This window comes from Nocardioides sp. F233 (assembly GCF_057813895.1).
The window spans coordinates 224,091-243,212 of the sequence record NZ_JBVASH010000004.1; the positions used below are offsets into that span (position 1 = coordinate 224,091).

Annotated in this window: 18 protein-coding genes and 2 tRNA genes; 10 read left to right on the forward strand and 10 right to left on the reverse strand. The window is 70.6% G+C overall.

Annotation, left to right across the window (positions count from 1 at the left end; all coding sequences use genetic code 11):
- Positions 1–16: 16 nt before the first annotated feature.
- On the reverse strand, positions 17–730 hold the full coding sequence (locus tag ACZYRU_RS17040; RefSeq protein ID WP_488958288.1) for a hypothetical protein: 714 nt from the start codon (positions 728–730) through the stop codon (positions 17–19).
- Positions 731–858: 128 nt separating this feature from the next.
- On the opposite strand from ACZYRU_RS17040, the gene zwf reads away from it, so the two are divergent.
- Positions 859–2,307: a glucose-6-phosphate dehydrogenase gene (zwf, locus tag ACZYRU_RS17045; protein WP_488958289.1), complete on the forward strand. Its 1,449-nt coding sequence runs from the start codon at positions 859–861 to the stop codon at positions 2,305–2,307.
- Complete coding sequence (locus ACZYRU_RS17050) at positions 2,277–3,158, forward strand: SGNH/GDSL hydrolase family protein (protein WP_488958290.1); 882 nt, start codon at positions 2,277–2,279, stop codon at positions 3,156–3,158. The genes zwf and ACZYRU_RS17050 overlap by 31 nt, the downstream gene beginning before the upstream one ends.
- Here ACZYRU_RS17050 and ACZYRU_RS17055 read toward each other — a convergent pair.
- Together ACZYRU_RS17055 and ACZYRU_RS17060 are read right to left on the reverse strand one after the other, a co-directional pair.
- The gene (locus ACZYRU_RS17055) at positions 3,097–4,227 is read right to left on the reverse strand and encodes an alpha/beta hydrolase (protein ID WP_488958291.1); all 1,131 of its coding nucleotides are present in this window, start codon (positions 4,225–4,227) and stop codon (positions 3,097–3,099) included. The genes ACZYRU_RS17050 and ACZYRU_RS17055 overlap by 62 nt on opposite strands.
- Positions 4,228–4,313: 86 nt before the next feature.
- Positions 4,314–5,189 (reverse strand): SDR family NAD(P)-dependent oxidoreductase, encoded by an 876-nt coding sequence (locus ACZYRU_RS17060; RefSeq protein ID WP_488958292.1) that lies wholly within the window; start codon positions 5,187–5,189, stop codon positions 4,314–4,316.
- 69 nt (positions 5,190–5,258) lie between these two features.
- Between ACZYRU_RS17060 and ACZYRU_RS17065 the strand changes: the two genes are divergently transcribed.
- A complete protein-coding gene (locus ACZYRU_RS17065) occupies positions 5,259–5,732 on the forward strand; it encodes a GNAT family N-acetyltransferase (RefSeq protein ID WP_488958293.1) in 474 nt (157 codons plus the stop codon).
- A 9-nt stretch (positions 5,733–5,741) separates the two neighbouring features.
- On the opposite strand, the gene ACZYRU_RS17070 is transcribed toward ACZYRU_RS17065, so the two are convergent.
- From ACZYRU_RS17070 to ACZYRU_RS17080, 3 genes are all read right to left on the reverse strand, one after another.
- Positions 5,742–7,154, reverse strand: coding sequence for an HNH endonuclease signature motif containing protein (locus tag ACZYRU_RS17070; RefSeq protein WP_488958294.1), 1,413 nt, complete (start codon positions 7,152–7,154; stop codon positions 5,742–5,744).
- A 52-nt stretch (positions 7,155–7,206) separates the two neighbouring features.
- A complete protein-coding gene (locus ACZYRU_RS17075; RefSeq protein WP_488958295.1) occupies positions 7,207–7,944 on the reverse strand; it encodes a hypothetical protein in 738 nt (245 codons plus the stop codon).
- A 130-nt stretch (positions 7,945–8,074) separates the two neighbouring features.
- Positions 8,075–8,971 (reverse strand): helix-turn-helix transcriptional regulator, encoded by an 897-nt coding sequence (locus ACZYRU_RS17080; protein ID WP_488958296.1) that lies wholly within the window; start codon positions 8,969–8,971, stop codon positions 8,075–8,077.
- A gap of 142 nt (positions 8,972–9,113) precedes the next feature.
- On the opposite strand from ACZYRU_RS17080, the gene ACZYRU_RS17085 reads away from it, so the two are divergent.
- Positions 9,114–10,451, forward strand: coding sequence for an MFS transporter (locus ACZYRU_RS17085; protein ID WP_488958297.1), 1,338 nt, complete (start codon positions 9,114–9,116; stop codon positions 10,449–10,451).
- On the opposite strand, the gene ACZYRU_RS17090 is transcribed toward ACZYRU_RS17085, so the two are convergent.
- Genes ACZYRU_RS17090 through ACZYRU_RS17100 form a run of 3 tightly spaced genes read right to left on the reverse strand, consistent with a single transcriptional unit; the run spans position 10,409 to position 13,691 of the window.
- Entirely contained in the window at positions 10,409–11,920 is a 1,512-nt protein-coding gene (locus ACZYRU_RS17090) for a flavin-containing monooxygenase (RefSeq protein ID WP_488958298.1), read from the reverse strand. The genes ACZYRU_RS17085 and ACZYRU_RS17090 overlap by 43 nt on opposite strands.
- Entirely contained in the window at positions 11,917–12,765 is an 849-nt protein-coding gene (locus ACZYRU_RS17095; protein WP_488958299.1) for an SDR family oxidoreductase, read from the reverse strand. The genes ACZYRU_RS17090 and ACZYRU_RS17095 overlap by 4 nt, the downstream gene beginning before the upstream one ends.
- A complete protein-coding gene (locus ACZYRU_RS17100; protein WP_488958300.1) occupies positions 12,762–13,691 on the reverse strand; it encodes a patatin-like phospholipase family protein in 930 nt (309 codons plus the stop codon). The genes ACZYRU_RS17095 and ACZYRU_RS17100 overlap by 4 nt, the downstream gene beginning before the upstream one ends.
- An 87-nt stretch (positions 13,692–13,778) precedes the next feature.
- On the opposite strand from ACZYRU_RS17100, the gene ACZYRU_RS17105 reads away from it, so the two are divergent.
- Positions 13,779–14,408, forward strand: a complete 630-nt coding sequence (locus ACZYRU_RS17105; protein ID WP_488958301.1) for a TetR/AcrR family transcriptional regulator — start codon at positions 13,779–13,781, stop codon at positions 14,406–14,408.
- 62 nt (positions 14,409–14,470) lie between these two features.
- Here the strand turns inward: ACZYRU_RS17105 and ACZYRU_RS17110 are convergent, their stop codons facing one another.
- Positions 14,471–15,352 (reverse strand): 3-methyladenine DNA glycosylase, encoded by an 882-nt coding sequence (locus ACZYRU_RS17110; protein WP_488958302.1) that lies wholly within the window; start codon positions 15,350–15,352, stop codon positions 14,471–14,473.
- 31 nt (positions 15,353–15,383) lie between these two features.
- On the opposite strand from ACZYRU_RS17110, the gene ACZYRU_RS17115 reads away from it, so the two are divergent.
- The 5 genes from ACZYRU_RS17115 (at position 15,384) to ACZYRU_RS17135 (ending at position 18,919) form a co-directional block, all read left to right on the forward strand.
- A complete protein-coding gene (locus ACZYRU_RS17115) occupies positions 15,384–16,196 on the forward strand; it encodes a fumarylacetoacetate hydrolase family protein (RefSeq protein ID WP_488958303.1) in 813 nt (270 codons plus the stop codon).
- Positions 16,193–17,659 carry a glutamate--tRNA ligase gene (gene gltX, locus ACZYRU_RS17120; RefSeq protein ID WP_488958304.1) on the forward strand — a complete coding sequence of 489 codons (1,467 nt, stop codon included), beginning with the start codon at positions 16,193–16,195 and terminating at the stop codon, positions 17,657–17,659. Before ACZYRU_RS17115 ends, gltX begins: the two co-directional genes overlap by 4 nt.
- Positions 17,646–18,626: a CPBP family intramembrane glutamic endopeptidase gene (locus ACZYRU_RS17125; protein WP_488958305.1), complete on the forward strand. Its 981-nt coding sequence runs from the start codon at positions 17,646–17,648 to the stop codon at positions 18,624–18,626. The genes gltX and ACZYRU_RS17125 overlap by 14 nt, the downstream gene beginning before the upstream one ends.
- A gap of 44 nt (positions 18,627–18,670) precedes the next feature.
- Positions 18,671–18,742: transfer RNA gene (locus ACZYRU_RS17130), tRNA-Gln, on the forward strand.
- A 104-nt stretch (positions 18,743–18,846) separates the two neighbouring features.
- Positions 18,847–18,919: transfer RNA gene (locus ACZYRU_RS17135), tRNA-Glu, on the forward strand.
- Positions 18,920–19,122: the final 203 nt, after the last annotated feature.

The following is a 19,122-nucleotide window of genomic DNA, read 5'->3' on the forward strand; positions in this document are numbered from 1 at the left end:
CGTCAACCGTCCCGCATCAGCTCGCCGGTGTGAAGGCGATGCTCTCGGGGATCGATGCGACGGTGTCGACGTCGGTGGCCGTGCACTCCCAGCAGGCGTGTTGGACCACGACGCGCTGTCCGTCGACCTCGAGGACCCACCAGCGTCCGACGTACCTCGCCGGGCTGTCGACCGCGGTCTCTGCGGTGCCGGGCAGCCGCACCTTCCCGTCCGTGCACTGCGTGAGGTCGACCGATGGGGGCAGCGTGGCCTCGAGATAGGTGCCCTGGGCGCCGCCGAGGGTGACGGTCCGCGGCTTGCTGACGTGGAAGGGCGAAAGGTCGCGGAGCGCTTCGACGAGGTCGTCGACACCCGGGCCCGCGGGGACGATCCCGTGGTCGGTGCAGGCGTCGGCCGCGACGCCGAAGTCGTCGCCGGCGAGCTCGGTCTTGAGCACGACCGGTCCGGTGGCGACGAAGAGGCCGCGGTCGTGGGCGAAGCTCTCGCCGGGGACGGTCACGTCGAAGGCCAGCGTGCCGCCGAGCGGGATCCGGTAGCGCCCGGCCGTCAGGGTGGCGAAGTCGGCTCCTGCGTCGTTCGCGGGCAAGGTGATCACCCCGGCGGGGAGCGGTTCCGTGGATGGCGCGTCGGCGGCGTCGGTCGCGTCGGCGTCGTCATCCGAGCAGGCGGTGGCGAGCGCGCTCACTGCTGCGAGGGCGGCCGCCGTCGAGAGAAGGGTGGTTCGGTTCATGACTCAGCGAGGTCTGAGAGCCCCGGCAGGTTCCCGGTGACCGCGAGTCCTTGCCGGGCTGTCGGCGTACGTCGCTCGTTATCGTTGCCGTAACCACGGGGAGCACACGAGGAGGCAGAGTGGACGACATGGCACCGAAGACCCAGAAGCCCGTGACGGTCGTGCTCTTCGGAGCGACGGGAGACCTCGCCCGACGCAAGCTGCTGCCGGGGATGCTGCACCTGTTCGAGACCGGGTTGCTGCCCCAGCTCCAGATCATCGGCACCTCGCTCGACGAGCACGACACCGACTCCTTCGTGCAGTTCGTGCACGAGGCCGTCCAGGAGTTCTCCGGGGACGACGGCGACATGGCGGCCTGGCCGGAGTTCGCCAAGCTGCTGCACTGGGCGCCGGGCAGCGAGGGCCCGGCGGGGCTGAGGGCCGCGGTCGAGAAGGCCGAGTCGGAGTGGTCGGGCGACCGGGTGCGGCTGCACTACCTGAGCGTCCCGCCGAAGGCCGCCCTGTCGGTGGTGAAGACCCTCGACGACGCCGGCCTGGCCGAGGGCAGCCGGATCATCATGGAGAAGCCGTTCGGCGTCGACCTCGCCTCGGCGAAGGCGCTCAACGCCGAGCTGCACAAGACCTTCGACGAGTCGCAGATCTACCGGATCGACCACTTCCTCGGGAAGGAGGCCGCGCAGAACATCCTCGCGTTCCGCTTCGCCAACGGCCTCTTCGAGCCGATCTGGCACCGCAACAACATCGACCACGTGCAGATCGACGTACCCGAGGAGCTCGGGCTCGAGCAGCGCGCCAACTTCTACGAGTCCACCGGCGCCTACAAGGACATGGTGGTCACCCACCTGTTCCAGGTCCTCGCGTTCACCGCGATGGAGCCGCCGACCTCGCTGCACCCCGACGCCATCAACGAGGAGAAGAACAAGGTCTTCCGCTCGATGATGCCGATCGACCCGGCGAACGTCGTACGCGGTCAGTACCAGGGCTACCGCGACATCGAGGGCGTCGCCGCCGAGTCGGAGACCGAGACCTTCATCGCGCTCAAGTGCTTCATCGACAACTGGCGCTGGGCCGGCGTGCCGTTCTACCTGCGCACCGGCAAGCGGATGGCCGAGGGCGCGCGGATCATCTCGATCGCGTTCAAGGAGCCGCCTCGCTCGATGTTCCCGAAGAACTCGGGCGTCGGCGACCACGGCCCCGACCACCTGACCTTCGATCTCGCCGACAAGGCCAAGATGTCGCTGTCGTTCTACGGCAAGCGCCCGGGACCGGGCATGAAGCTCGACAAGCTCTCGATGCAGTTCGCGATGGGCGACACCACCTGGGCCGGCTCGGTGCTCGAGGCCTACGAGCGGTTGATCTACGACGCCGCGCGCGGCGACCAGACACTGTTCACCTCCGCCGAGGGCATCGAGCGGCTGTGGGAGGTCTCCGAGCCGCTGCTCGAGAACCCGCCGGTCGTCCGGCCGTACCGGCAGGGCAGCTGGGGACCGAACCAGATCCACCAGCTCGTGGCGCCGTACGCCTGGCGGCTGCCCTTCGAGCGGCAGTGGCGCAACCCGAACTCGATGGGCGGCTGACCCGGGCCGTGCTCCGGCGGTGCGTGGTCGCACTGGCCCTCGTGCTCGTCGCCTGGGGGCTGATGGTGGCCGCCCGAGACCCGGGGCCGGTGCAGGTCGGAGCCACCGGCCCGTCGGCGCGACGGGGCGCGTACGTCCTGGCGCTCGGTGACTCGGTCCCGGCAGGCAGTGCCTGCGACTGCGAACCCTTCCCGGTGCGGTACGGCGACCTGCTCGGCGCCACAACGCACACCCGGGTCACCGTCGACAACCGCGCCGTCGGCGGCAGCGACACCGCGGACCTGCTCGGCGCGTTGCACAGCGCGGACCTGCGGTCGGCCGTCCGGCGTGCCGACATCGTGCTGGTCACCATCGGTGCCAACGACTTCGGCGACCAGCACGACGACATCGTCAGCGGTAGCTGCTCACCCGACGACCCCGACTGCGTCGGCGACGAGCTCATCGCACTCGACGACCGCCTCACCTCGGTGCTGCGGATCATCCGGATGCTGCGGGGAGACCAGCCCACGACGGTGCTGGTGACCGGCTACTGGAACGTCTTCGAGGACGGCGACGTCGCGCGTGACGACTACGGCCCGGCCGGCCTCGCCGCCGCCCGCGAGCTGACCGTGCGCGCCAACACGGTCATCCGGACGGTGTCGGACGCGACCGGGGCGCGCTACGTCGACCTGGCCGCGGCCTTCAGCGGCGCCGGCCCCGACCCGACCGCGCTGCTCGCCGACGACGGTGACCATCCCGATGCAGCCGGCCACGAGCTGATCGCGCGGGCCCTGCTCGCGGCCGGGACGGTCACGGACGGAACCCCGCCACGTTCTGCCCCAACCAGCGCAGGGACTGGGGCAGCAGGCTGATCCACACCGAGTCGCGGTGGCCGGCGTTCTGCAGGATCACGGCCCGCACGGCCGTGGGTGCTGCGGTCGCCCGCAGGAACTGCGCGCTGGACTGGTAGCTGACCGGGTCGGCGTGGGAGGTCTCCAGCCACAGCGACACTGGCGGGTGCCGGTCGGCGACCGCACGGACCAGGTCGTAGTGCCGGGCGGAGGCACTGGTCGGCCCGAAGGGTTCGTAGAAGGGACCGAACTCGGGGTGGAAGTAGCCGCCCAGCAGGATCCCCGCGCCGTACTGCGCCGGGTGCAGGACCGTCGCCATGGCCGCGTCGAAGCCGCCGGCGGAGTAGCCGACCGTCGCCCACGCATCGCGGTTCGCGACCACCCGGAAGTGCTGGCCCAGCCAGGCGGGTACGTCGCGGGTCAGCCAGGTCTCGACCTGCGGCAGGCCTGCCGGGCCGTCGACGCCCTCGGTGTCCACCCCGCGCGGGAACTCGATCTGCGGCATCACCACCAGCGCAGCCCGCAGCCGGTGCGCGGCGACCGCCTGGTCGACCAGCTGGGGCAGGTGGAAGACGCTCACCCAGCTCGGCGGGTCGCTCGGGTAGCCGTGGAAGGCCTCCAGCACGGGGTAGCGGGTCGACGGCGGTGTCGATGCGTAGTCCGCCGGCAGCTGGACCAGGACCTTCCCGGTGAGCCCGCTCGTGGCGCCGTGGACGACGTACTCGGTCAGGCCGGACGGGTCCGCAGGCAGCGCGACCGGATCGGTCGCGACCGGCTCGACGTGTCCGCGCACGGCGGTGCCGGGTGCCGCCTGCTCGGCCCCGCCGCGGTGCTGCGAGGTTTGGGTGAGGGTGCCGGTCAGGGCGCCGCGCAGGTCCGCCCAGTCCGCGAAGAAGAGGTACGTCGCGTTCAGCTGGGTGGCCGCGGTCAGCAGCACCAGAAGGTTCACCGCAGCGAGACTGCCGGCACGACCGGCGACGTGCCACGGCGTACCCCGGGTGAGGCGCGGCCACAGCCAGACCACCGCGACGAAGGCGGCGACGGTCAGCGCGATGATCCCGTCGAGGAAGATCGGTCCGGTGAGCGACATGCTGTCTCCCAGGTGCCGCATCGCCTGACGCGGCCGATGCGCCCATCAAAGCGCGGGAACCTGAGACCAGCCTGATCGCCTGGTGCCTAGCGGACCACCGCGTCGCTGTAGCTGAGCGGACCGCCGAGCAGGCTCCGGCGGGAGACCGGGGTGCGGCCGTCGACGTCGGTCACTCCCAGCTCGACCGCGAGCTCGGCACCGATCAACGCGCGCCCTGACCTCTTCCGCTTGGCGTTGCTGGGTCCGGTGTCGAGGGAGGCGATCGCCCGGCCGGTGAGCTCGGGGTGCTCCATGATCGGCAGCGACGCGGCGTACAGCTCCGGGTCGGCGTCGACGACCCGCATCGTGCGCTCGGTGCGCAGCAGGCCCGGCCACAGCGACACGACACTGACCCCGAGCCCGTCGAGGTCGACGGCCATGTCGTGGGTCATCTTGTCGACGCCGGCCTTCACCGCGCCGTACGCCGGACCGTGGAGGTAGCAGACCGCACCGAAGCCCGAGATGTTGACGACGAGCGGTGCCCGGTCCGCCGACTCCAGCAGCAGGGGAGTCGCGTGCCAGGTGGTCGTGTACGTCGAGCGCAGGCCCACGTCGAAGGTCGCCACCGCGTCCAGCGACTTCTCCCAGAAGTGACCGCTCGCGGTGATGTCGTCGGGCACCGCGAACGCGTTGTTGACCAGCAGGTCCAGCACCCCCTGCTCGCGCCGCACCTTCTCGACCAGGGCCGCGCCCGCCGCGTCGTCGCGGTGGTCGCACGCGACCGCGATCCCGGTCCCGCCCCGCTCGGTCACCTGCTCGGCGGTCTCGCCGACGGTGCCGCCGAGGTCGTGCGCCCCGGACTCGACGCTGCGGCCGGTGACGTAGACGGTGTAGCCCGCGTCGCCGAGGGCGAGGGCGATCCCCTTGCCCAGCCCACGGCTGGCTCCGGTGACGACGGCGACGCGGTTCTGTGGTGCAGGCACGCGGCGACGCTAGCCGACGGCACCGGCGTGTGGGATCGCCGCATCCGTGGCGTCAGGGATCATCTGAGCATGGCCAGCAGGGACCGCTACGAGATTCGGACCGTCGCCGAGGACTGCAGCGCCCTCCTGGCCCTGCGGCAGAAGTGGTTTCCGGTCGCAGACGATGGTTTCGCGGACGAGTTCCGCACCTGGTGGTCGCGCGAGCGCCACCACCGACACGCCGTGGTCGCATACGCAGGCGACGCCCCCGTGGGCATGGCGAACGGGCAGATCTTCTCTCGCATGCCTGTCCCGGGGCGGGCTGGCGCACGGTGGTTGTACGGAGCGAACGTCTATGTCTCCGAGCGCCACCGTCGCGAAGGCATCGGACGTTCGCTCATGACGGCGCTCATCGATTTCGCCCGTGACCAGGGCATGGTCCGAGTGGTGCTCGCACCTTCCGAGATGTCGATACCGCTCTACGAGTCGCTCGGTTTCTGCACCGCGCACGACCTCATGCGTCTGGACTTGGTCGGCACTGCCTTCCCGCACACGCCCGGCTGAACGGTGCGCTCAGGCGGCGCGTGGTCGTGCTGGTGCGTAGGTGATCCCTGCCTTGCGGTGGTCCTCGCGGGTGTTGCGGGGCGGTGGGGTCCAGACGGGTTGTCGGGTGTCGGTGTCGATGTGGACGGCCCAGGGGGTCTGGTGGATGAGGACGTGGTGGTGGCGGCAGAGCATGACGAGGTTGTCGAGGCTGGTGGGGCCGCCGTCGGCCCAGTGGACGACGTGGTGGGCGTCGCATGCGAGGGGCATGCGGGTGCAGCCTGGGAACGCGCAGTGTCGGTCGCGGATGACGAGGGCGAGCCAGATCGCGGCGGTGACGAGTCGTTGGGTGCGGCCGACGTCGAGGACCTGGCCGTGGGTGCCGAGCACGGTGGGGATGATCTCGGCGTCGCAGGCCAGGCGTCGTACGGCGCTCGCGGAGAACCTGGCGCCGGTCGGGCTCGTGCCGTTGCGGGCCAGGCCGGCGTCGATGATCTGCTGCTTGAGTGATTCCTGGTCGATGAGCACCATGATGCGGGGCTTCGAACCGTGGTCACGCGGTAGCTGGTCGTCGGTCGCGGCGAGCCGATCGCAGGCGTCGACGAGGGCGTCCCACAGTCGGGCGCCCGCCTCACGCGGGTCACGCCCGTCGTGCCCACATCCCGGCGTCAGACACGCCGCGCTCGTGGCGACACCATCCTCGTCGAACATCGCCTCACCCGGTGCACGGCTCACCCCACCGCACGAGCCCGGCTCGGACGCGACCGGTGCAGCGAGCGGGTGGAGGGTGGCCTTGATCTTCTCGGCGTCCTCGACCGTGCCGTAGCCCTTGACCCGCACTCCGCCGTGGCCGTCCTCGGCGAAGGAGAGGTGCCGGGCGTGGTGGGCAGCGCGTTCGGCCTTCGCGCGTTCTTTCTCGGCGTTGACGAGGGCGCTGTCGGGGTCGAGCTCCCGCACCACGTCAGTGAATGCAGACTGCAGATCGGAGGCATCGTGGCCGTGCGCGTCGACCAGGTCGAGCATCGCTCCAGCGACGGCAGTGCGGAACTCCGCCACTCGGGGCAGGGTGTGCACCTTCGACGCGATCGCGCGGGCCTGGGGCAGCGTCACCCGGCCGGCTTCGAGGGCGGCCTGGACCTCGGGCAGGTCATGCAGCTGCTCGGCCGCGCGGACCAGCCCACCACCGGTGCCCTTGTGCCCGCCGGTGACATGGGTCAGGTAGTCCTTGACCGACGCCCACCCCAACGGCCGTACCGCGTCGGTGGCTTCGAGCCGAGCAACCCCGCGCAACAGTGCGGCGTCCAGGAACGACCGCGCCGCGGTGATCGCCTCCACGCCCGCGACCGCCTCGGGGCCGTCGAGCAGACCCCAGTCGGCGCCGGCCAGCTCCGCGGCGCGCTCGGCCACCGCAGTTGCCGTGTCGAGCGCCCCGAGAGAAGACATGCGCTCATCCTACTCGAACATATGTTCGACCACAAGGGATCTGGGGACTGGCTCACGGCCGAGCGGCCTCAGGTCGACTCCGGATGCCTCGAGCTCGCTTCGTGGCTGCAAGCTCGGGGGACGACGATCGCGATGCCGTTGCGCGCGTGATGCGTGTCGACGGGGAGGGCGATGACGCCTGCGTGTCTTCCAGAGGGAATGAGGCGAACTGCTTACCCAGCGGACAGTTCGCACTGCTCTTGAAGTCGAGACTGAGGCTGGCGTTCCAGTGGGCGATGTCGATGCGGTCGAGAGGGCCCCCGGAGTACGGAAAAGTCCCGGTGACGGAGTCGCCCTCGACCAGCAAGGCGTCATCAAGGTCGGTGATCCCGCTGCTGTCCTTCGAAAGGTCCGACACGGTGTAGCCGCTCTGTTCGCCGTCTCGGAACCTCATTGCCAGTTCCGCGCCGTGCTTGAAGTCCTCGTCCCATATGACGATTGAGGCCCACCACGACTGATCGTCGGGGATGGGCATTCCTCGCACCGTTACTCGGAGCGCATTCGATGCCTCGGTCAGGGTCACCTCGCCGCTGCGGCCCAACCGGCATGAGGCTTGGGACTTGTGATTGTTCGAGTCCGAGCCGGCACGCGTGCTGCAGGCCGAAAGGGCGAATGCCGGCATTGCCACCGTGGCCAGGAGCGCCGACATGCATGCAATCGCGAAGCGGCGAAATCTGGAGTGAGGTCTGCGTCGTACCGTCGATTCGTGCGTCAGGCGAGCGGAATCGTTCGGCGGGAACACGTCGTCCATGTCTGCCGTGTCCGCGTCCCGCGTTCGCGTCGTCTTCCATGCCATTCGGACATTGTCTGCGCGCGCGACTGCGCTCCGCGGGGATCTCGGCAGATCGGGATGCTGGCGGGACGACCGCCGGGCCACCCGCCTACTCGATGACGCCGGCCTCCCGCGCCAGCCGTACGGCGTGCACGCGGTTGGTCGCGTGCAGCTTGCGCATCGCGTTCTTGAGGTACGACTTCACGGTGCTCTCGACGAGCCCGAGTGACGCCGCGACCTCACGGTTGCTCTGGCCGAGGGCGACCTGGGCGAGCACGTCGATCTCGCGGGCGGCGAGGCCGGTCGGCATGGCGGCAGAGGTACGACGGGCGGCGGGCTCCGCGGGGGAGCGGCCATGGTCCACGCGGCTGCGGACCTCCTCGAGGCGGGCGCGCAGGGCATCGTCCTGCACCAGCGAGGCGAGGTCGGCGAGCTCGTCGGAGATGTCGCGCAGGTCGGCGCGGGTGAGCTGTACATCGGGTTGGGGCGAAGGGGCTGCGGGCCGGCCGAGGGAGCGCAGGGCGCCGACGCGGCGGCGTACCTCGTCGTCGACGGCGATCTCGCGCTCGAGGCGGCGCACGAGGGGCAGGAAGGCGTCGTACCAGACGTCGCCGAGGACGACCTGGGCCCGGTGGCCGACGTAGACGACCATCCGCGGCATCCGGTCGACGACGATCGGCAGGGCCGTCACGGTCTCCAGCTGCTCGGCGCGGACCGGCCCGTCGTACTGGTGGGTGATGCCGCGGGCGTCGTGGTAGTTGGTGACCGACACCGGCCGGCCCATCATCAGCGCCTTGCCGCCGAGACCGTAGCCGGAGCGCACCCGCAGGCCCTGCAGCGAGCGGGTCTGGGCGCTGTGCAGGCCGGTGATGGCGAGGGTGCTGCCGTTGTCGACGACCGGGCCGCCGAACGCCATGTCGCTGTGCCCCGTGGCCCGGAAGGCCGCGAGCGTGCGCAGCAGCCGGCCGCCGTCGTGCGGCGCCTCCTGGACGAGGTCGAGGGACATGCGCTCCACGGTAGGTGACTGCGGTCACAAGCGGCAACGACGGCACCCTCCTTGGGAGGTAGTACCCCCTTCGAGGGGTTCGGGTCGGCTGTGGCCCGGCTCACACTCCCGGCGATCGACCGAACCCCGAGGAGTGGATTCCATGACCGAACGACCGACCCCGATGCGGCGGGTGGCCTTCGCGAGCTGCGCCGGCACGACCATCGAGTTCTACGACTTCTTCATCTACGGGACCGCCGCGGCGCTGGTCTTCCCGACGGTGTTCTTCCCGGCGCTGGGGGACTCCGCCGCGAGCGTGGCCTCCTTCGCCACCTTCGCCGTCGCGTTCATCGCCCGGCCCCTGGGTGCGATCGGCTTCGGTCACTTCGGTGACCGGCTCGGCCGCAAGAAGACGCTGATCAGCACGCTGCTGCTCATGGGCGCGGCCACCGTTGCGATCGGGCTGCTGCCCGGCGCCGCGACGATCGGCATCACCGCGCCGATCCTGCTGGTGGCGCTGCGCTTCCTGCAGGGCCTGGCGGTCGGCGGCGAGTGGGCGGGCGCGACGCTGCTCGCGGCGGAGTACGCCCCGGCCCACAAGCGCGGCCTGTACGGCGCCTTCCCGCAGATGGGCCCCGCCCTCGCGTTCGCCCTGTCCAGCGGGACCTTCCTCCTCGTCAACCGCGTCGTCGGCGACTCCAGCCCGGCGTTCCTCGACTGGGGCTGGCGGGTGCCGTTCATCGCGAGCTCGCTGCTCGTGGCCGTCGGCCTCTACGTGCGGCTGAAGGTCGAGGAGACCCCGATGTTCAAGGAGAACGCCCACACCCGCGCCTCGACGCAGGGTCCGCTCGCCTCGGCGCTGCGTCACCAGTGGAAGGAGATCCTCCTCGGCGGTGGCTCGCTCGCCATGCTGTTCGCGTTCTTCTACGTCGGCACGGCCTTCCTGACGTCGTACGGCGCCACCACGCTCGGCCTGTCCCGACCGACCGTGCTCACCATCGGCGTCGCCGCCGCCTTCGTGTTCGGCTCGATCACGCTGCTCTCGGCCGTGTTCAGCGACCGGATCGGTCGCAAGAAGGTCGTCCTCGGCTCGTGCATCGTCGCCATCCCGTGGGGCTTCGCGCTGTTCCCGATCCTCGACCACGGCACGACGGCGTCGTTCGCGATCGGCCTGTTCGGCACGCTGGCGATCTTTGCGATCTCCTACGGCCCGGCCGGCGCGATGCTGCCCGAGATGTTCCGCACCGAGTACCGCTACACGGGCGCCGGGATGGCGTACAACCTCGCCGGCGTGATCGGCGGCGGCACGGCGCCGTACCTCGCCTCCGACTTCGCGGAGGCGGGCAACACGTCGGCGATCGGCTGGATGCTCGCGGCCTTCGCCCTCGGCAGCGTCGTGTGCGTGCTGCTCATGCCGGAGACCCGGCACCGGGCGATGACCCGGGCCGGGCAGGACGATCAGGAGGCCGAGGCGGCGACCCTCGCGCCGGTGAACGTGTAGTCCTCCAGCGGGAAGCGGGTGGCCTCGCGTGCTGCGCTCAACGTCGACGTCGGGCGCAGCAGCACCGCCTCCCCGTGCTGGTTGAAGTAGTAGCTCCGTGCGGTGGCGCAGCTGCCGGCGTTGAACACGGAGTTGTCGAGGAGGCCGGTCATCCGGTCCAGGAACTGGTCGTTGGCCTCCTCGGTGACCTCCACGACGTCGGCGCTGCGCTTCCGCATCGTCCGCAGTACCCGCCCCATGTGGGCCATCTGGGTCTCGATGGTCGTGAAGTACGACAGGCCCGAGTAGGAGTAGGGGCTGTTGAGCGAGAAGAAGTTCGGGAACTTCGGGATCGTGATGCCCTCGTAGGCGCAGAACCGGTTCTCCCGCCACCAGGCGCCGAGGTCGCGTCCCTCGCGGCCGACGATCCGGATCGCCGGGAAGTTCACGTCCCACAGGTTGAAGCCGGTGGCGAGCACGAGGACGTCGAGGTCGACCCGGTTGCCGTCGGCGGTGACGATGCCACTCGCGTCGACGTGGTCGATGCTCGTCGTCTCGAGGTCGACGTGCGGCTTGGTGAACGTCGGGTAGTAGGTGTTGGAGAACGTCGGTCGCTTGCAGCCGAAGTCGTAGTCCGGCGTCAGCTTCGCGCGCAGCTCCGGGTCCTTCACCTGGCGCTTGAGGTGGGCGTCGCACACGCGCTTGCCGGTCGCGTTCGCCCACGGCAGGTCGCGGAAGTGCAGCACCCCGGCGACCATCAGCACCTCGAGGATCGAGGTGCTGACCAGGCGCGCGGCCCGCTGGGTCAGCGGCACCTTCGCGAACGCGCCACGGACGACGCCCGGCACCGGACCGTCCATCTTCGGGCTCACGTAGATCGGCGTGCGCTGGTAGACGGTGAGGTGGTCGGCCACCTTCGCGAGCTCGGGGATGAGCTGGACGGCGGTCGCGCCGGTGCCGATGATGCCGACCCGCTTGCCCGCGAGCTCGACGTCGTCGTCCCAGCGGGTGGTGTGCATGACCGTGCCCGCGAAGTCCTCGACCCCGGGGATGTCCGGGAGCTTCGGCTGGGACAGGAAGCCGGTCGCGGTGAGCAGGAAGCGGCCGCGGACCACCTCGCCACCCGCGATCGTCACCTCCCAGGCCGAGGCCTCCTCGTCCCAGTGCGCGCCCTCGACGACGGTGCCGAAGCGCATGTGGCGGCGCAGGTCGTACTTGTCGGCGACGTGCGCGGCGTACCTCTTCAGCTCCGGACCCGGCGCGAACAGCCGCGACCAGTGGGGGTTCGGCTCGAACGAGTAGGAGTACGTCGAGCTCGGGATGTCGACGGCGAGGCCGGGGTAGCGGTTGACGTGCCAGGTGCCACCGAGGTCGTCCTCGCGCTCGAGGATGACCAGGTCGTCGTACCCCTGGCGGTGGAGCTCGATGGCGGCGCCCATGCCGCCGAAGCCGGCGCCGACGATCACGGCGTCGTGGAGGGTCTGGGTCATCGGGTGGTCCTCTCGGTGGCGGCGCTGCTGAGGCGCGCGGTGTAGCCGGCTCGTTCGGTGGTGTCGGTGTGCAGGGCGCGGTCGTCGCGGACGACCCTCCGGATCCGGTCGAGCACCCCGACCGGGACCAGCACGGTGCTGGCGGCCAGCGCGCCGACGTACCTCGGTACGGCGATCTCGGCCTCGCGGGTGCGGACCGACGCGACCACCGCGTCGGCGATCCGCTGGGGGCTGACCTTGGGGATCGGCTTCATGTCGAGGCCGGAAGCGAGGTCGGTGTCGACGGCCGACGGCAGCACGGCGGTCAGGGTGACGCCGTGGGGCGCCATCTCCAAGCGGGTCGCGGCGGTCAGACCGACCACTGCGAACTTGCTGGCGTTGTAGACCGCGAGTCCGGGGATCGGGAACTTGCCCGCGAGCGAGGCGACGTTGACGACGTGGCCGCGGCGGCGCTCGACCATGCCGGGCAGCACCCGGCGCATGCCGTGCAGCACGCCGTGGACGTTGACCTCCATCATCAGCCGGTCCAGCGCGGGATCCATGTCCAGGAACGCACCGTTGGGCATCACGCCCGCGTTGTTGACGAGGACATCGAGTGGACCGTGCTCCTTCTCGGCCGCACTGACGAACGCGTCGTACGACGCCCGGTCGGCCACGTCGAGGTGGTGGGCGCTCGCGCCGGTCTCCCCGGCGGTCGCCCTCGCGAGGTCGAGGTCGAGGTCGCCGAACGAGACCTTGGCGCCGCGAGCCAGGAAGGCCTCGACGGTGGCGCGGCCGATGCCGCGGGCGCCGCCGGTGACGACGATGTGCGCACCGGCGAGGTCGATCGGGGTGGGACGGGTCATCGGAGGACCTCCTGCTGGGAGACGAGGGTGCGGGCGGAGCGGGCGGCTTCCTCGCGGACCCGGGGGAGCCGGGAGCCGTCCATGAAGTTGGCTCCCATCGCCTCGAGGTCGGCGGCGGTCGGCTCGATCCGCACGACGCGGGCGCCGGCGGCGCGCAGCTGCGCGACCTCGTGGTCGACGCGGCGGGTCATCGGCCGGCGCAGCAGCCGCTCGACCCGGGTGAGGCCGCGAGCGGGAGCCCCGCCCTGGCTGGACATCGGGGCCACGACGACGACCTCGTCGATGCTGCCGTCCTGCACTTGCGGGAGCAGGAGGTCGGCCGAGGTGGGGGAGACGGCGCCGCCGTCGAGGAACCGACGGTCGTCGATCCGGACCGGCGGGAACCAGCCGGGGATCGCCCAGGAGGCCGCGATCGCCTGTCCCAGTGCGGCCTTCGGGGCGTCGGCGCGACCGAGCGCGACCCGCTCGCCGGTGCGGGCGTCGGCCGCGACCAGCCAGGTCTGCGGGTGCGTCGTCCAGCCGGTCGCCGGGTCGGTGAGGGCCTCGCCGAGGTCGACCAGCCACTGCGCGTCACCACCGCCGCGCGGGAGCAGGCCGGCGAGCCCGGCGAGCAGGTCGGTGCGGCGGGTGAGCGCGGCGCGGGTCAGGCCGAGGCCGGGCAGAGCAGGGCGGGGGAGCCCGGGCAGCGCGCCGGGTGCGCGCGGTGAGGACAGGTGGGCGGCGACGAGGTGGTCGGTGCCGTCGTGGATCGCGGTGCCGGGTACGCCGGAGCCCAGCAGGGCGACCAGCTCGGCACCGGCCGACGTACCGACGAGGACGTCGGCGGTGCGCGGGTCCCAGCCCTGTCGTTCCAGCTCGGCGAGCACGGCGGCGGTCCAGGCGAAGCCCAGCGTGCCGCCGCATCCGATGACCAGTGCGCGCCCCATGCGACCACCTCAGATCCAGAAACGGAATAGAATGTCAGTTTCGGAACGTATCGTCAGATCTGGTCCATTGCAATAGGCTCCGGTGTCATGACGGCGACCACGGAGGGACTCTCGCGGCTGGAGCGGCGCAAGGCCGAGACCCGGCGCGAGATCATCGACGCCGCCTTCACCTGCTTCGCCGAGAAGGGCTACCACGCGACCGGGATCGCCGACATCGCCGCGCGTCTGGGCATCGGGCACGGCACCTTCTACCGCTACTTCGAGAACAAGCGGGACATCGTCGAGCACGTCATCGACGACCTGATCGGCCGCATCGTCGAGGCGCTGGGAGCGGAGAACGCACCGGACGCGGTCAGCACCCTGGAGGAGTACCGCGCGCAGACCGCGCGGATCGGCACCGCGCTGGCGCAGATCTTCAGCGAGGACCCGCGGGTCGCCCAGCTGCTGCTGTCGGCGGCCGGCATCGACGACGCGATGCGGGAGCGGATGCTCGACCTGTTCGCGATGACCACGCCGCTCACGGCGGCGTACCTCGAGCACGGCGTGCGGCTCGGCTACCTGCGCCCCGACCTCGACGTCGAGCCGACTGCCCAGTCGATCAACGGGATGATCCTCGGCTCGGTGCTGGTCGGCATGCGCGACCCCGCGCCCGCTCAGCAGGAGCGACTGAGCGCCGCGATCCGCGCCGTGATGTACGACGGGATCGCGGCGCGCTGAGGCCCCTGAGCCGCTGAGTGACGGGACCGACGCCGTCGTCGAACTGATGGTTGTCGCCGGACTCAGCCGACTGACAGCAACCGCTCGCACTCCTCGACCAAGCGCGCCCGCAACGGCGCACCCCGCTCGCTGAACCCCCGCTGCGCCTCGACGTACACCGCCTTGCCCTCGGCCGTCTCGATGCGTACCGGCTCGAACCCCAGGTCCGCGAGGTCGTACGGCGCCGCGCGCATGTCGAGCGTGCGGATGTCCCAGGCGAGCTCGAAGCAGTCGGCCACCAGGTCGGAGGACACGAGCGGCGAGAGCCGGAAGGCGTGCTTGTAGAGGTCCATGCCGGCGTGCAGGCAGCCGGGCTGCTCGAAGGCGGGGCGGTCGTCGCGACCCGGGGCGAGGGTGTTCAGCGGGCGGGCCGGGGGAGTGAAGAAGCGGTAGGCGTCGAAGTGGGAGCAGGCGATGCGGTGGCCCTCGACGACGTCGTCGGTGCCGGTGGGACCCAGGCGCAGGGGCCAGTCGGCGTGGCGGGTCTCGTCCTCGGCGAGGCGGTAGACCATGGCCCACTCGTGCAGGCCGAAGCAGCCGAGGTGCGGGGCGCGGCCGGCGGTGGCGGTGAGCAGCCGGTGGATCGACTCCACGAGCGGCCGCTGCGAGGTGACGTACTCCTCCATGACGGTGAGTTGGGTGGCTGAGGGTGACCCAGGGGTCACGGTGGCACACCCGACTCCGTAGCCCTTGAGGTTCGCGTACTCGGCTGCGTCGTCCATCGCCACCCCGTACCCCGGGTGCCAGCGGCGCAGCTGGGCCGGCCGGTACGAGTAGTAGGTGAAGAGGAAGTCGAACACCGGGTGCTTCACGGCCGCCCCGCGGCGGGCGAGGTGCGGGGCGACGTAGCGGTCGATGCGGGCGGCGTGGTCAGCCGCTCGCCGACGCCATTCCTCCGCATTCACGACCAGCAGCGTAGGTCGATAGGCTCACTGGGTGCGCATCGTCAGATTCACGACAGGCGAGGAGCCGTCGTACGGCGTCCTGACCGGCGACCTCGACGAGTACGGCCAGCCCGGCGACGACGCGGTGATCGTCGGTCTCGTCGGTGACCCGCTGTACCAGGGGATCAAGCTGCTCGAGAAGGAGTACCGGCTCGAGGACGTGCGCCTGCTGGCGCCGGTCCTGCCGCGCAGCAAGGTCGTCGGGATCGGCCGCAACTACGCGGCCCACGCGGCCGAGCTCGGCAACGACGTCCCCGACGAGCCGCTGATGTTCCTCAAGCCGAACACCAGCGTGGTCGGGCCCGGCGACGCGGTCCTCTACCCGCGCCAGACCCAGGACCTGCACTACGAGGGCGAGCTCGCCGTCGTCATCGGCCGGATCTGCCGCGACGTCCCGGCCGAGCAGGCCACCGACGTCATCCACGGCTACACGATCGCCAACGACGTCACCGCCCGCGACCTGCAGCGCTCCGACGGACAGTTCACGCGCGCCAAGGGCTTCGACACGTTCTGCCCCCTGGGGCCGTGGATCGAGACCGACCTCGACCCCCACGACTTCAACGAGGGCCGGCGGGTCCAGACCTTCCTCAACGGAGACGTGGTCCAGGACGGTACGACGGCCGACATGGTCTTCGACGTACCGGCCCTGATCGCCCACGTCTCCAGCGTGATGACGTTGCTGCCCGGCGACGTCATCCTCACCGGCACCCCCGAGGGTGTCGGACCCATGCAGGTCGGCGACGAGGTGGAGATCTCGATCGAAGGCCTCGGAACCCTCACGAACAAGGTGGAAGCACGATCATGAGCAGCAACGTCCGCGTCCGGATGGCACCCTCCCCGACCGGGAGCCCCCACGTCGGCATGATCCGCACCGCCCTGTTCAACTGGGCGTTCGCGCGCCACCACGGCGGCACCTTCGTCTTCCGCATCGAGGACACCGACAAGGAGCGCAGCACCGACGAGTCGCTCGACTCGATCCTCGACCTGATGCGCTGGCTCGGCCTCGACTGGGACGAGGGTCCGGGCGTGGGCGGCCCGTTCGCGCCGTACAAGCAGAGCGAGCGCAGCGACCTGTACGTCGACGCGCTGGCCCGGCTCAGGGACAGCAGCTTCACCTACGACTGCTACTGCACCAACGACGAGGCCGCCGCGCGCCGCAAGGCCGCCGGCTCCAAGGTGCAGGGGTACGACGGCTTCTGCCGCGAGCTGAGCGCCGAGCAGGTGGCGGCGTTCGTGGCCGACGGCCGCCAGCCGGTCGTGCGGTTCCGGATGCCCGACGGCTCGATCACCTGGAACGACCTGGTCCGCGGCGAGGTCACCTTCGAGACCGAGTTCGTCCCCGACTTCGCGCTGTGCCGCGCCAACGGCGACCCGCTGTACACCCTGGTCAACCCGGTCGACGACGCGCTGATGGAGATCACCCACGTCCTCCGCGGCGAGGACCTGCTCTCGTCGACCCCTCGCCAGATCGCCCTGTACGAGGCGCTCAAGGAGGTCGGCATCGCCAAGGCGACGCCGGAGTTCGGCCACCTGCCCTACGTCATGGGCGAGGGCAACAAGAAGCTCTCCAAGCGCGACCCCGAGGCGCACGCGCTGGCCTACCGCGACCAGGGCTACCTGCCCGAGGGCCTGCTCAACTACCTCGCCCTGCTGGGCTGGGCGATCGCGGCCGACCGTGACATCTTCAGCCTCGAGGAGATGGTCGAGGCCTTCGACATCACCGACGTCGTCGCCAACCCGGCCCGCTTCGACCTCAAGAAGTGCGACGCCATCAACACCGCCCACATGCGGCTGCTCTCGATCGAGGAGATCACCCACCGGGTGCTGCCGTTCCTCAAGCGCGACGGTGTCGTGAGCGACCCGGTCACCGACGCCGACGCGCAGCTGCTCGAGCTCGCGATGCCGCTCGTCGGCGAGCGGATCAACAAGCTCGCCGAGGCCAGCAGCATGCTCGGCTTCCTGTTCGTCTCCGAGGACGCCTTCGAGGTCGACCCCGAGGACGCGGCCAAGCAGATCGGCGAGGCCGGCATCCCGGTCCTGCAGGCGTCGTACGACGCGCTGGCGGCGCTGCCGACCTGGTCGACCGACGCGATCCAGGCCGCCCTGCAGGGTGCCCTCGTCGACGGGCTCGGCCTCAAGCCGCGCAACGCGTTCGGCCCGGTCCGCGTCGCCGTCACCGGCCGCCGGATCTCGCCGCCGCTCTTCGAGTCGATGGAGCTCCTCGGCCGCGACCGCAGCCTCGGGCGGTTGCAGCGTGCCCTCGGCTGATCCAGCCGAACTGAGGTACGACGAGCTCCAGCGGCGCGGGCCGGCGGGCGCCTGGCGCCCGCTGGCCGGCATCCCGCTGCTGCTCGTGATCTTCTTCGCCGCCCAGCTCGTGCTGAGCCTCGTGGTCACCCTCGTGCTCGTCGCGGGCGGCGACTCGTCCACCGAGGCCGTCGACAAGCTCTCGGGCGACGTGACGACGCCGTCCTTCCTGGCCATGGTCAACCTGGGCTGGGCGGCCGCCATCCCCGCGGTGTGGGCGGTCGCCCGGCTGCTGCACGGGCAGACGCCGGGCTGGGTCACGTCGGTGGCCGGGGCGTTGCGCTGGCGCTGGTTCGCGGTCTGCCTCGGCCTCGCCGTGGTCGCCCTCGGCCTGACGCTGGTCGCCTCCGCCGTGCTGCCCGACCAGGGCACCGGCTCGCTCGACACCGGCGGCAGCATCAACCCGTGGACCTCGACCGTGCGCGACTTCCTGCTCGTGATCGTGCTGCTGACGCCCCTGCAGGCAGCGGGGGAGGAGTACGTCTTCCGCGGCTACCTCGCGCAGGCCTTCGGCGGGCTCGCCGCCCGCGCGGGATCACGCGGCGGCGCGGCGGTCTCGGTCGTCGTACCGGCCCTGCTCTTCGCGCTCGCCCACGGCTTGGGCCAGGACGTGCCGACCTTCTTCGACCGGTTCGCGTTCGGGCTCGTCGCGGGAGTCCTGGTGGTCCTCACTGGAGGCCTCGAAGCCGGTATCGCGATGCACGTGCTCAACAACTTCCTGGCCTTCGGCTTGGCCCTCGCGTTCAGCGACATGACCGAGGCGCTCAACCCGACCGGCGGCAGCTGGTGGTCGATCCCGGTGACCCTCGTCCAGTCCGTCGGCTACCTGCTCCTCGCGGTGTGGGCGGCCCGCCGGATAGGGGTCCAGAACCGCACCAGGACGCCCGAGGGTGGGGCCATTTTGGTCGCCGAGCAGCCCGACAGGTAAGGTAAGTTCTCGGTTCGCCGGCTTCGGTCGGAGACCGAAACCATTGGGATATGGTGTAATTGGCAACACAGCTGATTCTGGTTCAGTCGTTCTAGGTTCGAGTCCTAGTATCCCAGCGAGGCTCTCGCGAGAGACAGGTCACTCCGTCAGGATTTGGCCGGTCAGGCAGGAAATCGCTAGAGTTCACGACGTTGTCACGGAGAGATCCGGAACAACGAATGCCCCCGTTGTGTAGCGGCCTAGCACGCCTGCCTCTCACGTAGGTAGCGCCGGTTCGAATCCGGTCGGGGGTACAGCTTCGGGCCCGGTCCATCTGGACCGGGCCCGACTGGTTTTTCCCCTCACCGCGCAGGCCGGCGCCGTCCTCATCTTGTTGCAATGCTGCAACTTGCACGCCCAGGTCCATTGACCGTGGATTCGACCAGCCACGAGGTTGTGCTCTGGCCGCCCGGCATCCACCTCTCGCCGAGCCGGCCATCCACCCGGCTCGCCACTC

Excerpts from the sequence above, each read along its gene's own strand:
- ACZYRU_RS17040 (WP_488958288.1), bottom strand. The coding sequence starts at position 730 with ATGAACCGAACCACCCTTCTCTCGACGGCGGCCGCCCTCGCAGCAGTG.
- zwf (WP_488958289.1), top strand. The coding sequence starts at position 859 with ATGGCACCGAAGACCCAGAAGCCCGTGACGGTCGTGCTCTTCGGAGCG.
- ACZYRU_RS17055 (WP_488958291.1), bottom strand. The coding sequence starts at position 4,227 with ATGTCGCTCACCGGACCGATCTTCCTCGACGGGATCATCGCGCTGACC.
- ACZYRU_RS17065 (WP_488958293.1), top strand. The coding sequence starts at position 5,259 with ATGGCCAGCAGGGACCGCTACGAGATTCGGACCGTCGCCGAGGACTGC.
- ACZYRU_RS17070 (WP_488958294.1), bottom strand. The coding sequence starts at position 7,154 with ATGTCTTCTCTCGGGGCGCTCGACACGGCAACTGCGGTGGCCGAGCGC.
- ACZYRU_RS17075 (WP_488958295.1), bottom strand. The coding sequence starts at position 7,944 with ATGGACGACGTGTTCCCGCCGAACGATTCCGCTCGCCTGACGCACGAA.
- ACZYRU_RS17080 (WP_488958296.1), bottom strand. The coding sequence starts at position 8,971 with ATGTCCCTCGACCTCGTCCAGGAGGCGCCGCACGACGGCGGCCGGCTG.
- ACZYRU_RS17085 (WP_488958297.1), top strand. The coding sequence starts at position 9,114 with ATGACCGAACGACCGACCCCGATGCGGCGGGTGGCCTTCGCGAGCTGC.
- ACZYRU_RS17090 (WP_488958298.1), bottom strand. The coding sequence starts at position 11,920 with ATGACCCAGACCCTCCACGACGCCGTGATCGTCGGCGCCGGCTTCGGC.
- ACZYRU_RS17095 (WP_488958299.1), bottom strand. The coding sequence starts at position 12,765 with ATGACCCGTCCCACCCCGATCGACCTCGCCGGTGCGCACATCGTCGTC.
- ACZYRU_RS17100 (WP_488958300.1), bottom strand. The coding sequence starts at position 13,691 with ATGGGGCGCGCACTGGTCATCGGATGCGGCGGCACGCTGGGCTTCGCC.
- ACZYRU_RS17105 (WP_488958301.1), top strand. The coding sequence starts at position 13,779 with ATGACGGCGACCACGGAGGGACTCTCGCGGCTGGAGCGGCGCAAGGCC.
- gltX (WP_488958304.1), top strand. The coding sequence starts at position 16,193 with ATGAGCAGCAACGTCCGCGTCCGGATGGCACCCTCCCCGACCGGGAGC.